Genomic DNA, 13467 nt, shown 5'->3' on the forward strand with positions numbered 1-13467 from the left:
TCCTAAATCTTCTTCGTAATCACCTTCTTCTCAAAGTAAGAAGCGTTCGCCATTTGGCAAGCCGCTGCCGCATGGTGCCCAAACACCACATCCTCCGCCACCGGCTTCCGCGATCTCACCGCATCGAAGAACGTTGCCAGGTGCGGTCGCAGCTCATCCCATGAAGGCCCCTTCCACATCATCGTGTCGTCCAACGGATGCTCCGCTAGAAAAGCATCGTGCTCCGCATGCCACTGCTTCTCATACTGCGCATGCATCGCCGCCGGAAACCCATTGATCCCATAAGCCGGCGATCGATCTACCCCCAACTGAGGAATCAACGTCACAGTATTGGTATTCGAAATCTCAATCACGCCCTTCGGCCCCATCACCCGCGTCACCTCAGGCGTCTCCGTCCCCAGCGTCAGCCGCACCGTCACAGCTACATTGCCATACTCAAACTCAGTCACCATCAGGTCCGGCATATTCCGCCCATCCTTCCAGCGATAGATCCCCCCAATCGAGTAAGCCCTATCCGGAGTCGCATTGATCCCGGTTACAAATTGCATCCCACTCAACAGATGCACCATCAAGTCGCCAGCCATTCCCGTGCCGTACTCATGGAACGCACGCCACCGCGCAAACGCAATCGGATCGAACGTCTTCTTCGGCGCAGTCCCCTGCCACGTCGCCCAGTCCAGCGTCTCGGGCGAAAGATCCAGCGGCGGAGGATACACCCAAGCCCCACCCGGTGAGTTCCTCCCCAGCTGCAGCTCCACCTGGTGTACCTCTCCAATCGCGCCCGAGTCGTACAACTCCTTCGCCTTCGCAAACACCTTCGAGCTCACCCTCTGCGACCCCACCTGCACAAAGTTCTTGCTTCCCTTCACCGCCGCCACCATCTCCTCCCCCTCGGCGATGGTGTGCGACATCGGCTTCTCGCAGTGCACATCCTTCCCCGCGCGAATCGCATCCACCGTGATCTGCTTATGCCAGTGATCCGGCACCGCAACAATCACCGCTTCGATATCCTTATCCTCCAGAATCTCCTGATACCGCCGCGTCGTCTTGATATTCGCGCCCGCAATCTCCTTCGCCAGCGTATGCCGCCCGTCATACAGATCGCACGCCGCAACACACTGCGCCTGTGGCAGACTCACAGCGTTCCTGAGCAACTGAGATCCCTGGATCCCCACCCCGATGCTCGCAAATCTCACCCGGTCCCCACTCGCCACCGGCGCCGCCTGCTCTTGCCCCAGCATCACTGTACCGGGCAAAGCCGCCGCCATAGCCAACCCACTCCCCGTCTGCAAAAACCTTCTACGCGAAAACTCCGACATCAAATATCCTCCTCAACCAGCGCCTCCACTATAGAAGAACTCCCACTCATCTCGTACCGCCCTCACCCTGCTATCCTTTCTGTTGGGCCACGCCCCACCCGCCCAAGCCGTCTTGAAAGGATCACCACGCATCATGATTGACCTCAAAGGCAAAGTAGCCGTCGTCTTCGGCCTCGCCAACAAACGCAGCATCGCGTGGGCCATCGCCCAGAAGCTCGCCGAAGCCGGCGCCACCCTCGCCATCTGTTATCAAAGCGAGCGTCTCCAGCGCGAGGCGGAAGAGTTAGCCGCCGATCTCCCCGGCGCCAAGACCTTCCGCTGCGACGTCTCCAGCGACGCAGAAATTGACGCCGTCTTCGAGCAGTTCAAAACCGTCTATGGCAAGCTCGACATTCTCATTCACTCCATTGGATTCGCACCCAACATGAAAATAAACAATGTCCTGCGAACTCCGCGCGAAGACTTCCGCATCGCTCACGACATCAGCGTGTACTCCCTCATCGCCCTCGCTCGCGCAGCCGAGCCTCTCATGGCCGAAGGAAGCTCCATCCTCACCCTTACCTACTACGGCGCCGAAAAAGTCTTCCCCAACTACAACATTATGGGCGTCGCCAAAGCCGGACTCGAATCCGCCGTCCGCTACCTCGCCTCAGATCTCGGCGCGAAGAAGATTCGAGTCAACGCCATCTCCGCCGGCCCCATCAAGACCCTCGCCGCGCGCGGCATCAGCGACTTCACAACCATCCTCACCGCAGTCGAGCAGCGCGCCCCACTCCATCGCAACGTCGACGCTTTAGAAGTCGGCAACACAGCCCTCTTCCTATCGAGCGACCTCGCCAGCGGCATCACCGGCGAAATCACCTTCGTCGACTGCGGCTTCAACATCACCGGCCTCTAAGCGCAAAATCGACATGCGGAAACTCACTCCCACCCTAGCGGCCTACGTTACAGCCTCTATTGTTGGAGGAGTCTTGACGCTGATAGCGTTCACACACGACCTGGGCAAAGCGATCTTACCCGCTGCAACATCCAGCATTCGCGCCGCATGCAGCACCACCACATGCTTCGTCGCCCCTGTATCCTGCGCCACGCTTAGCGAAGCCGCAAAACCCGCAACCAACCCGCAAAAAAGTTTTTTCATAGTCCCAGCAGCATATCGCGAAACGCCGCCAACCCAGCAACACTCAAGCGAACCGCGCACTTTCCAATTGACTTGAAAACACATCCACGCTAAACACAACGCATGCCCAGCCATCTTTCAAGCCTCATCCGCCGAGTATTCCTCCTCTTCCTCGCGCTCATAACCTACCCCGCCTTCGCCGCCAATCCCAAACTCATCATCCGCAACGCGCGCATCATGACCATGGCCGCCAATCAGCGCGAGCCCATCAACGGCTATCTCTCGATCGCACCAGACGGCACCATCCTCGCCGTCGCCGCTGGCGAGCCGCCCGCCAGCCTCCACGCCGACAAAGTCATCGACGCCCACGGCGACCTCATGATCCCCGGCTTCATCTCCGCACACAGCCATCTCTGGCAGGCAGCCTATCGCGGCCTCGCCGCCGACAAAACTCTCCCCGGCTGGATCGACGATCTCTACGGAATCCATGCCGCCAAAGCCTCACCCGAAGACATGTACTGGTTCGCTCTCCTCGGCTCGCTCGACCACCTCGAGCACGGCATCACCACCGCCTACAACTTCACCTACGGCGGTCGAGCCAAGACCGCCGAGTTGAACAATCAGTTCGAAGAAGCCCAGTTTCGCGGCGCAGCCGAGTCCGGCATCCGCTTCGTGCACAGCTACGGTCCCGACCGCATGTCTCCCGCCATCACCATCGACCAGGCCCGCACGCGCCTCAAGACTTTCCTGGACTGGACCGCTGCCCAACCACCCAACCCACACTTCCTCAGCGTCATGATCAGCGGCATGACCGCCTTCAACAACACTTATCAGCAAGCCGTGATGGAAGCAGCCATGATGAAGGAGTTCCGCCTCGGCAACCAGACCCACTACATTGAAGCGCCCGACGATCAGGGCGAACAGCGATCCAAGTTTCGCTGGATCATGGACAGCGGCCTGCTCACCAACCAACTCATCTTCGGCCACTTCATCCACTCCGACGACTTCATCCTCCAGGAGACCACCAAAGCCGGAGCCTCCATGTCGTGGAACCCGCTCTCGAACGGCCGCCTCGCCTCAGGCGTCGCCGACATACCGAAGTACCTCAAGATGGGCATTCGCGTTGGGATGGGTGTCGACGGCGAAGCCAGCGCCGACCTCGCCGACCCCTTCGAAAACATGCGCACCGGCCTCTACGCCATCCACGACAAGTACGAAGACGCCACCGTCATGAGTCCCTACCAGGTCCTCTGGCTGCACACCATGGGCTCCGCAGACGTCCTCAACGTCAAAGAAAAATTAGGCTCCCTCGAACCCGGCAAATTCGCCGACTTCCTCCTCATCAATCCAAAACGTCTCGGCGTATCACTCGAAGACCCTTACGCGAACCTCGTCCTCATCGCCTCAGAGCGCGACATCGACAGCGTATACGTCGGCGGCGAACTCATGGTCGAGCACAATCAACTCCTCCACCAGGACCTCGACAAAGTCCAATCCGAAACCAACCGCCGCGTCTTAACGCAACATTAGAGCCAAGTGGCAGTTGGCGTAGAGTCTGCCGGGTCCTTTCTTTGTCATACTTTTTGTTTGTCATTCCGAAGGAATCTGCGGTTGCCTTTCCTCCACACCAACAGCAAATCCGTTCTGGAGCTGGGTGCCCCATCCTTTGCAGTCTCATCGCATAGGGTGGGTTATTCGCGCCACGCGCGAACCGCTCTCGTCCACTACCCGCAACAACGAAGAACCTACCCAACCTTTTCCGTCAACTCGGCCCACCGCGCATACAGCCCGTCCGCCTCCTCCTGCGCCGCCTCCATCTCCTCAAGCGCCGCCGTTAGCCGCCCCGCGTCCACCGCCACCGCCGGATCCTCAATCATCTCCCGTGCCTTCTGCAGACGATCTTCCGCCGCCTCCACCGCAGCCTCGATCCCCGAATATTCCCGAGCCTCCAGATAAGAAAGCTTCTTCTTCCCACCCGAATTCGAAGCTCCATTCGAAGCACTAGCAGGAGCAGCAGGCGAAACCGCAACCCCCGGCGCAATCGCCTCCTCCACCTTCACACCCCGCCACTGCTCCCACTGCGAGTAGTCCGCGAACATCTCCGAACCACTCCTCCCATCCAGGCCCAACACAATCGTCGACACTCGATCCAACATGTAACGATCATGGGTCACTAATACCAGCGCCCCCGTGTACTCAAGCAGACTCTCCTCCAGAATCTCCAGCGTCGCAATATCCAGATCGTTCGTCGGCTCGTCCAGCAGCAGCAGATCCGCAGGCTCCAGCATCAGCTTCGCAATCAGCACCCGCGCTCGTTCGCCTCCACTCAGCCTTTCGACAGGCTGATTGAGTTGTTCGCTGGTGAACAAAAACTTCGTAGCATAACTGGCCACATGCACCACGCGCCCCTGATACACCACCGAGTCCGAATCCGGAGCCAGCGCCCGGCGCAGCGTCACTCCCTCCTCCAGCTCGCGCATCTGGCTGAAGTAGACAATCTTCAACGAAGCCGCCTTCTTGATCGTCCCCTTCGAAGCCTCCAACTCGCCAGTCAAAAGCCGCAGCAGCGTGGTCTTTCCGCTCCCATTCGGCCCCACCAACCCCACGCGCATCCCAGAGGTCACCAGAAAGTTCAACCCCTCAACGATCTTCCGGTCCCCCAGCACCACGCTCACATCTTCCAACTCCACCAGCCGCTTCGTCTGCCGATCCGTCGCAGAAAAATCAATCCCCGCGCTCGACGTCTGCACCCGCGAGTTAACCTCCTTCAACTGCCCAATCAGATCCTGCGCGTTATCTATCCGCGCCTTCGCCTTCGTGCTCCTCGCCTTCGGCCCGCGCCGCAGCCAGTCCACCTCAATCTTCACGCGATTCTTCAGCGCATCCTGCAGCTTGCTCTGCGCCTCCATATACGCCTGCTTGCCCTCAATAAACTTCGAGTAAGTCCCCTTCACCCGCAGTAGGCCCTCGGCATACACGCGGTTCAGCTCGACTATCTCTGTCGCAACATTCTCAAGAAAATAACGATCATGGCTGATAAGCACACAAGCAAAACTACCCTCATTCAGCAGCTCCTCCAGCCACGCAATCCCGGCTAAATCCAGATGGTTCGTCGGCTCATCCAGCAGCAACACATCCGGATGCGTCACCACCGCCTCCGCGATCGCCAGCCGCTTCCGCCACCCACCGCTCAGTCGCGCTGCCTCCGCCGTCAGATCCGGAAATCCCGTCCGCCCCGAGGTCTCCCGCAGCCGTCCCTCATGCTCCCCGTCGGACACCTTCGCCCGCACCAGCGCAGCCTCCAGCACCTCACGCACCGTCACCCCCGGCGCAAACACCGACTCCTGCGCCACGTACCCAACGCGAGCCCGCTTCCGCACCGCGACATCCCCGGCATCGGCGTCTTCATCGCCCGCCAGCACCTTCAGCAGCGTAGACTTCCCCGCACCATTCGGCCCAATCAGCCCAATGCGATCTCCATCCGAAACAGTAAAACTGATCTCACGAAACAAAGGCGTAGCGCCAAAGGCCTTAGTCAAACCCTGCGCATTCAAGATTGGTGGCATTTCTTCAGTCTACCGTCTCTCCTGCGCACTTCCTAATTGGCCGGAGTAGTTTCGACATCTGCCCAATAGCTGCTCCTCGCCGTAACCTGCAGCTTCGAGTAGTTCTGCAAATGCAGGCTGATCAAGTGGAGACCAGGCGAAGGAGATTGCGGCTGAAAGCTAAGCACATACCGATTCGGGATGTGATTCGAGATCGCAGCCAGACTACGTTCCAGACTCTTCATGTCGGTGAGCTTGAAGTACTCTCCACCGGTAAGACGTGCAACCGTCTCCGGAACATTCCGCTTCAGACCGTCCGTAGCTTCAATCGCAGCCATCTTCGCAAGCGCCAGCGGCGGCGCAAGCTGAGTCAGGCAGTCATAAGCTTGAATAGCCTTGTTATGAGTAGCATCAGGGTCAGGATCAGGATCTTTTCCCATGCATCCGTTCTGCGGATTCGGATGATGATTCTCCATCCACAAAGCACCAGGCTGCGTCGGCAACTCGCGCGCCGCATAGTGAGCCGCCTCCGATTTTCCCGTCGAATAGCCAATGCTGTAAATCGTAGTGTTCGTATCACTCACAGCGCGCAACGCCTCTTCCATCTTTAAGTGGCTGCCACGATCAAGCGTCTCGCTAATCAGCAGAATTGCACGCCGATACTGGCGCGGCTGATCCCGAAGCAGATCGACAGAGAAGCCGAGTGTGTCGAGAATCGCAGCTCCGTTATCCCCCAGACCGACGTCGTGAATAGCAAGTGGCGAGGCGCAGTTCATTAGATGATGCTGCCGAGTACAGCCCGGCATCAGCGTCTGAATCGCATCCGCAGCAGCAGCCGTATCGGACGTAAAACCCTGAAGCAACGCAGGCGTGCTATCAAACGTAACCACAGCAACTTTGTGCGGCACATTGCCAACAATCGACGCAAGCATCGGCGCCAGCGGAGGAGCAATAGAACTGTACTTGTTGAACTCGCGAGCGCCCGCCCCGCCAACTTCGATCACCACGACAAGAGCTAGTGGTTCGCCACCAGTATCCTGCTCCAAGGTCAGTTTCTGCGGAACACCATCGTCCATTAGTGAAAAGTCGTCAGCCGTGAGCGTGTAAACCAGACTCCCCGACTTACTCCGAACCAGCGCCGGCACCACTACCAGACTCGAATGCGTACTGATCGAGGGAGTTTGCGAGACCTGAGGAGCAGTCTGCGCAAGCATCACGGACCCAGAGCTTGCCAGAAATAAAAATGCGAGAGCGAGTCCAGCCTGGTATCTCATATCGAGCCTCAGGATTACTCCAACACAAACGATTAATCCAAATCAAAATCCCGCAGCGGCCGATCCGTCAGCGGGGTCTCCTTCGCCTTCTTCACCGCCTCGGCAAACTTCTTCGCCATCACATCATCCTTGTTCTTCTGCGCATCCACACTCTGCTGAAAGATCGAGTCCCTCCGAGCATCCGCCTCACGCAGCGCCTTCGCCGCCTCGCCAAAGTCCTCAAACATCTTCTTCTTCGGAGCAGACGTATGCGCAATCACCGCCCGCGTCACCGGATCCACCTTCAGCATTCCCCCACAATCCGGACACATCACCTCAAACGGCTGATCACTCAATCCCATCGCAACACCTCACCCACCCATTCTAAAACCGCCCCCCCAACCAAACCAGCTTCAAGATGTGGGTGCCCCATCCTTTGCGGTTTTATCGCATAGGGTGGGGTATTCGCGCCACGCGCGAACCGCTTTGCAGATCCCATCCTGAGCAAACAGCCCTTCAAACTTCACAGCCGCACCACCACATGCCCCGGACACTGATTCCCCGCCACTCCAATCAGCTTCTCCACCAACCCATCCCCATACCGAGCCATAAACCACACTCCCGCCACCACGCGCTCCTGAGGATGCCCACCAGGAAACACATTCAGCACAATCGCCTCCGCATGCTTCCGCAGACTCGCCTCCTTCTGCAGCTCAAACGTAGCCGCCATCCTTCGCAGCCGATTCATCTGATACCGCATCTTCGAACCCGACACGTCCGCCGACCGCCCCAGCGACTCATCCATCCCCGCAAGATATGTGGTCAGCGCGCTCAACTCCGTCTCCACCGCATTCCCCACAGCCGCAAGCTTGCGCTTCCCCTCAATCGGCATCGCCCGCGCACCCAACCTCTGCGCCAACACCTCCGCCGTCGTCATCGCATCCGGCAACTGCACCTCATCCTTATCCATCACCGTCGCAATCGCCGGCTCCAGCAGCGTCGCGCTCAACCGCGGCAGCACCGGCGTAATCCGTCCCAATATCGCCTCATACAAAACCGCGCTCTGAGCAAAGTAAGCGATCTCAGCCGGCCCGCCCACATAAGCCGCCGTCGGCAGCAACGTATCCTGAAACACCGGCCGCAGCAAAGCATTCGGACTCAACCTCTCCGGCGCCGCCTCCAGAATCGCAATCAACTCCGCTGTCGAATAACTCCGCCCACCCGCCTTCCACTGAGCCTCCCCATCAACGGACACATTACGCCGCAGAGCCACCCGCTCTCCCGTCGCCTCATCGAGCAGAAACAACATCGACCCGCCCTCGGCCACCAGCACCTGCGCATGATACCCGCGCGCCACCAGCTCCTTACCCCGAGCAATCAAAGCATCCTGCAACTCCGCCGCATGTTCAATCGCATATCGCAGCGTGCCAGCCCCCAGCGCATGAAACTCTCGCGAAGCCGCATCCATCACCACCAGCCCCTGCTCCGCAAAGATCTTCGCCATCAATCGCCCGAAGGCCAGCGCCAGCGAAGGCCACCTCCCGCCCTCAGGCCCATAACACTCCCGCAGCCACTCGCTCACCTGAGCGAACTCCAGCAGTTCACTCGCCCGCTCCAGTATCGCCTCCAACTCCGGCGCCGGAACCACACCACCCACCGGCACCGCCCTCGTCACCTTCAGCCCGGCGCGCAGCGTCTGCACCGACGTCTTCGTCAGCAGCGAAACCTGATCCACCTCTTCCAGATCATGATCCTCCGTCGCCATCCAGAACACCGGCACATGTTCAACGCCCGTTGCCTTAGTGGCCTCTTTCGCCCGCGCCACTGCCGTAGCTGCCTTCAAAATCGTCAGCAGCGGCCCCCCAAATAGCACCACCTGCTGCCCCGTCACCACGGCCCGCGCCCCCGCGCGCAACTTCGCAATGTTGGCCTTCGCGGCGTCCCCCGCACCAAACTCAACCGCCTGCTTCTCCAACAGGTCCGCCAACGCTCCGGCATCCTTCACCGGCTCTCCTCTTCCGATCCACCTCCCCGCAAATGGCTCCGCCCCATACCACCGCCGAACCGCAGAGTCCCCGGCGCTTTCCGCCATCGCAAGATAGTCGCGGTAGATCTGCGACACATGCGGCAGCACCGTGATCGGAAAACACTCAACGCTCATGCAGACCTGTCCTCAGACTCGTTCCCTAGGGCAACACGCAATCCCACAGCAAATTTTTCCGCGCATTCCGTTGGATGCCCGTCACCCAAGTCTAGATGCAGGATGATACTTTAGCCTCATGGCCGCAAAAAGAAAGCAGATAACCAAGCCAAGCGCCCTCCAGTCCGAGACTCCCAAACCACCAACCGCAACCACCATCAAACCCGCATCAAAATCTGCCAAATCAAAGCTCATCTCCTCCAAACTCTCCTACAAAGGCAAAGTCTTCTCCGTCTTCACCGACAAGGTCCAGGAGCCAGGCGGACACCTCAACACCCGCGACGTCATCCGCCACAACGGCTCCGTCGTCATCCTCGCCGTAGACGAGTCCAAAAATCCCGCCGACCCTGACATCATCCTCGAACGCCAGTATCGCCACGCCGCCGGCCAGCTCCTCATCGAACTTCCCGCCGGTCGCGTTGAACCCGGAGAAGCCATCCTCGCCGCCGCCAAACGCGAGATGATCGAAGAGACCGGCTATCGCGCCAAACGCTGGACCCTCCTCACCAAATACTTCGCCAGCCCAGGCTTCCTCGGCGAGTGGATGCAGATCTACCTCGCACGCGACCTCCGTGAAGGCGCCTCCGCCCCCGAACTCGACGAGAACATCGAAGTCTTTCGCCTCCCCCTCTCCGAAGCCCTCGCTCTCATCGCCGACAACAAGATCCACGACGGAAAAACTCTCATCGGTCTCATGCTCTACGACTCAGCTCGTCGCGCTGGCCGGCTCTAATCCACTTCGCAGGTAAAGTGTCCTGTCAAGCCTCTGTCAAAAATGACGCTCGCTTCCTTAAAGTTTTTTTCAACTCCTTCCCATCCCATCAAAAACCACATGCACCCAATCACTTGCCACACCTCCATATAGGGTGCAAGTTCATAGCCAAACACGCCTGCATCCGCAAAAACCCTGCTCGCAATCACCCCTTGAGAAAACTCCTTCTTCCCTCTTTGCGTCACATCTTCCAGATGGGGCGCCGCCGTTGAAACGCTTTCTCCTCGCGGCTCACCATAGTGACAGAACCAAAGAAAGGGAGTCGCTCCAGTGGCACAATATAAGGGCACAGTGAAATGGTTTAATAACGCAAAAGGCTACGGCTTCCTGGGTCGCGATGATGGAGCCGACGTCTTCGTCCACTACAGCTCCATCCAGCGCGAGGGCTACAAGAGCCTCAAAGAAGGGGATGAGGTTGAGTTCGACATCATCCAGGGCACCAAAGGACCTCAGGCCGATCAAGTAGCTCGTCTCAAAGAAGCGAGTCAAAATCAAGCGAGTCAAAGTCAGTAGCGTTAACTTTCCCTCAGGTCGGTGCAGCGGCTCGTACGATCAGCCCTGCTCGATCCCTGTAAGCCCCTCACAATTTGTTGCATACTGACATCAGTGGCCGCACCCGCCTCTGACGCCTTCCCATGGACAATATCTCGATCGCACGCCTCCTCGACGAAACCGCCTCCCTCCTCGAGATCGACTCCGCCGACCCCTTCCGCATCCGCTCCTACCGCCGCGCCGCCGAAGCCGTAGAGCAGCAAACCACCCAGCTATCGACCATCGCCGACGATCCCAAGCAACTCCTCGCCATCTCCGGCATCGGCAAAGGCATGCTCGCCAACATCCAGGCCCTTCTCACCACCGGCACCATGCCCCTCCGCGAAGAGCTTCTGCAAAAGTACAAACCCACCATGCTCGACCTACTTCGCCTACCCGGCATGGGCCCCAAAACAGTAGCGCTCGTCTGGTCCTTCTGCCAGGTCTGCGACATCGACGGCCTCGAAGCCGCCGCCAAAGCCGGCCAACTCACCAAGCTCCCCCGCATGGGCGAGAAGTTCGTCACCAAGCTCCTCAAAGGCATCGAAGACCATCGCAAGAACTCCAGCCGCTTCCGCATCGATAAGGCCCAGCAACACGCCGACACCATCATCAACCTCATCCGCGCCTTCCCGGGCATCGACGAGATCATCCCCGCCGGATCCCTCCGCCGCGGTCGCGAGACCGTAGGCGACCTCGATCTCCTAGCCACCGGCCCCGCCTGCGAACCCGACGTCGTGGCTGCAGCCGTCGAGCACGTCGCCAATCTACCCCTCATCGACAAGCTCATCGCCAAAGGTCAAAACAAAGTCAGCTTTACCCTCCGCAACAACCTCCAGGTCGACGTCCGCCTCCTCCCCCGCGCCAGCTACGGAGCCGCCCTCCAATACTTCACCGGCAGCAAGATGCACAACGTAGCCCTCCGCCAGCGCGCCATCAAACGCGGCCTGACCCTCAGCGAATACGCCCTCCTCCGATTGGAAGACAACAAGATCATCGCCTCTGAATCCGAAGCCGACATCTACAACGCCCTTGACCTCGACTACATCCCACCCGAACTCCGCGAAAACGGAGGCGAACTCGAAGCCGCCGCAACCCACACCCTCCCCCAGCTCATCACGCTGGCCGACATCCGCGGCGACCTGCACATGCACACCGAAGCCACCGACGGCCGCGACACCATCCGCCAGATGGCCGAAGCCGCCCTCGCCCGAGGCCTCGCCTACATCGCCATCACCGACCACAGCAAAAACCTCGCTATGACCAACGGCCTCGACGACACGAGGGCCCTCGCCCACATCAAACGCATCCGCGAAGTCGACGCCGAACTCCAGCAAGACCTCCTCGAACTCTCCGAAGCCCTTCAACGTGATACGCCGCCCTCAAAATCGACCCTGAAGGATCTCTTCTCTCGTCTCAAAGGTCCGTCATCTCGACCCAAACCCGAGAACTCCTTGACCACTCAAAAAGATCCGTCATCTCGACCCAAACCCGAGAACTCTTTGACCACTCAAAAAGATCCGTCATCTCGACCGGAGCGCAGCGGAGTGGAGAGACCCCCGCATTTCTCCAACCCCAGCAAAAGTCTCCCCCTCACCTTCCGCATTCTCCCCGGCATCGAAGTCGACATCCTCGCCGACGGCGCCCTCGACCTCGACGACGGGACCCTCGCCCAGATGGACATCGTCGTAGCCAGCGTCCACTCCCACTTCAACCAACCATCCGAAGAGATGACCGCGCGCGTCCTCCGCGCCCTCGAGAACCCGCACGTCCGCATCCTCGGCCATCCCACCGGCCGCAAGGTCCTCGGCCGCGAAGCCTACGCCATCAACATCGACGCAATCTTAAAATCCGCCGCACAAAAAGGCGTAGCCGTCGAGCACAACGCCAGCCCAGCCCGCGCCGACCTCAACGATCTCCACCTCCGCCTCGCGAAAAAACACAACTGCAAGATCGTCATCAACACCGACGCCCACGCCACCGAAGAGCTCGACCAGATGCGTTACGGCATCACCCAGCTTCGCCGCGCCTGGCTCACCCCCGCCGACATCCTCAACACCCAACCCACCGCCGAGGCTCTCCTCCAGCAACTCCGCCCCAAACCCTGATCGTCGCAAACCCACGCGTCGAAACGATGGCCCGGAAGACTCCCGATCTTCCAGGCCATCAGTCTCATCTACTGCACGCTTCTACTGCACGAACCCAGGGCTATCCGCCGTGAGCCGCACCGCTGTGACCTTCCCCGTCAGACGAATCAGTACCTTGCCCAGTGGATCGTAGTTCTCAATGGTGAATGTCCCCTGGAAGCTGTCCCTGTCTCCATCGACAGTGACATTTTCGCTGATGTTTGAAGGCCCAATAAGAACGTTCAGTGGCTGCTTGGTCTTCGGATCCAAAATTACATTCCCCTTCGCATCCACAGTCAGGCCGCTCCAGTTCATAGCGTAGTGGCTAAGTTTGAAGCTGGATCGTCCCGTCTGCTTCCACGCGCCCAGGCAAAAACTGCCCGTCAGAGGATCACGGCCCGAGTTCATAATCTCGGTCCCGTCGCTGTGCCAGGCCGAGTATCCCTGGTCTAGCACCGCGCCGTCAGGGATTCCAGCCGACGTCAGGTTGCCCTCCGAGAGAAACTTGAACCGCCACAGTCCTACAATCGAAGCCCCTTCATGGCCAAAGTCCCAGTCCGCGCCCGTCAAGCCCGAACCAAGCACAAAGGCCATGGGTTTT

Annotated in this window: 13 protein-coding genes; 5 read left to right on the plus strand and 8 right to left on the minus strand. The window is 59.4% G+C overall.

Features of this window, described 5'->3' with window-relative positions; translation table 11 throughout:
* Positions 1 to 2 precede the first annotated feature (2 nt).
* Positions 3 to 1319, minus strand: a complete 1317-nt coding sequence (locus tag RBB75_RS01580; RefSeq protein WP_353069300.1) for a Gfo/Idh/MocA family protein — start codon at positions 1317 to 1319, stop codon at positions 3 to 5.
* Between the two features lie 133 nt (positions 1320 to 1452).
* Here RBB75_RS01580 and RBB75_RS01585 point away from each other — a divergent pair, with 133 nt between their 5' ends.
* Positions 1453 to 2217: an enoyl-ACP reductase FabI gene (locus RBB75_RS01585; RefSeq protein ID WP_179639050.1), complete on the plus strand. Its 765-nt coding sequence runs from the start codon at positions 1453 to 1455 to the stop codon at positions 2215 to 2217.
* A gap of 42 nt (positions 2218 to 2259) precedes the next feature.
* On the opposite strand, the gene RBB75_RS01590 is transcribed toward RBB75_RS01585, so the two are convergent.
* The gene (locus RBB75_RS01590) at positions 2260 to 2460 is read right to left on the minus strand and encodes a hypothetical protein (RefSeq protein WP_353069301.1); all 201 of its coding nucleotides are present in this window, start codon (positions 2458 to 2460) and stop codon (positions 2260 to 2262) included.
* A 102-nt stretch (positions 2461 to 2562) separates the two neighbouring features.
* Here RBB75_RS01590 and RBB75_RS01595 point away from each other — a divergent pair, with 102 nt between their 5' ends.
* Positions 2563 to 3969, plus strand: coding sequence for an amidohydrolase family protein (locus tag RBB75_RS01595; RefSeq protein WP_353069302.1), 1407 nt, complete (start codon positions 2563 to 2565; stop codon positions 3967 to 3969).
* A 215-nt stretch (positions 3970 to 4184) separates the two neighbouring features.
* Here the strand turns inward: RBB75_RS01595 and RBB75_RS01600 are convergent, their stop codons facing one another.
* The 4 genes from RBB75_RS01600 to bshC all read right to left on the minus strand — a co-directional run bounded on the left by RBB75_RS01600 (position 4185) and on the right by bshC (position 9398).
* A complete protein-coding gene (locus RBB75_RS01600; protein ID WP_353069303.1) occupies positions 4185 to 6005 on the minus strand; it encodes an ABC-F family ATP-binding cassette domain-containing protein in 1821 nt (606 codons plus the stop codon).
* A 32-nt stretch (positions 6006 to 6037) separates the two neighbouring features.
* A complete protein-coding gene (locus RBB75_RS01605) occupies positions 6038 to 7258 on the minus strand; it encodes a VWA domain-containing protein (protein WP_353069304.1) in 1221 nt (406 codons plus the stop codon).
* A 32-nt stretch (positions 7259 to 7290) separates the two neighbouring features.
* Positions 7291 to 7599, minus strand: coding sequence for a hypothetical protein (locus RBB75_RS01610; RefSeq protein WP_353069305.1), 309 nt, complete (start codon positions 7597 to 7599; stop codon positions 7291 to 7293).
* A gap of 161 nt (positions 7600 to 7760) precedes the next feature.
* The gene (bshC, locus tag RBB75_RS01615) at positions 7761 to 9398 is read right to left on the minus strand and encodes a bacillithiol biosynthesis cysteine-adding enzyme BshC (protein WP_353069306.1); all 1638 of its coding nucleotides are present in this window, start codon (positions 9396 to 9398) and stop codon (positions 7761 to 7763) included.
* Positions 9399 to 9516: 118 nt separating this feature from the next.
* Between bshC and RBB75_RS01620 the strand changes: the two genes are divergently transcribed.
* Complete coding sequence (locus RBB75_RS01620; RefSeq protein WP_353069307.1) at positions 9517 to 10170, plus strand: NUDIX hydrolase; 654 nt, start codon at positions 9517 to 9519, stop codon at positions 10168 to 10170.
* Here RBB75_RS01620 and RBB75_RS01625 read toward each other — a convergent pair.
* The gene (locus tag RBB75_RS01625; RefSeq protein ID WP_353069308.1) at positions 10167 to 10394 is read right to left on the minus strand and encodes a hypothetical protein; all 228 of its coding nucleotides are present in this window, start codon (positions 10392 to 10394) and stop codon (positions 10167 to 10169) included. The two genes, RBB75_RS01620 and RBB75_RS01625, sit on opposite strands and share 4 nt — an antisense overlap.
* Positions 10395 to 10479: 85 nt before the next feature.
* On the opposite strand from RBB75_RS01625, the gene RBB75_RS01630 reads away from it, so the two are divergent.
* On the plus strand, positions 10480 to 10722 hold the full coding sequence (locus RBB75_RS01630) for a cold shock domain-containing protein (protein ID WP_179639058.1): 243 nt from the start codon (positions 10480 to 10482) through the stop codon (positions 10720 to 10722).
* A 122-nt stretch (positions 10723 to 10844) separates the two neighbouring features.
* Positions 10845 to 12848 carry a PHP domain-containing protein gene (locus tag RBB75_RS01635; RefSeq protein ID WP_353069309.1) on the plus strand — a complete coding sequence of 668 codons (2004 nt, stop codon included), beginning with the start codon at positions 10845 to 10847 and terminating at the stop codon, positions 12846 to 12848.
* Between the two features lie 81 nt (positions 12849 to 12929).
* Here the strand turns inward: RBB75_RS01635 and RBB75_RS01640 are convergent, their stop codons facing one another.
* On the minus strand, positions 12930 to 13460 hold the full coding sequence (locus RBB75_RS01640; protein WP_179639060.1) for a hypothetical protein: 531 nt from the start codon (positions 13458 to 13460) through the stop codon (positions 12930 to 12932).
* Positions 13461 to 13467 lie beyond the last annotated feature (7 nt).

The sequence above is a fragment of the Tunturibacter empetritectus genome (assembly GCF_040358985.1).
Taxonomy (GTDB): domain Bacteria; phylum Acidobacteriota; class Terriglobia; order Terriglobales; family Acidobacteriaceae; genus Edaphobacter; species Edaphobacter empetritectus.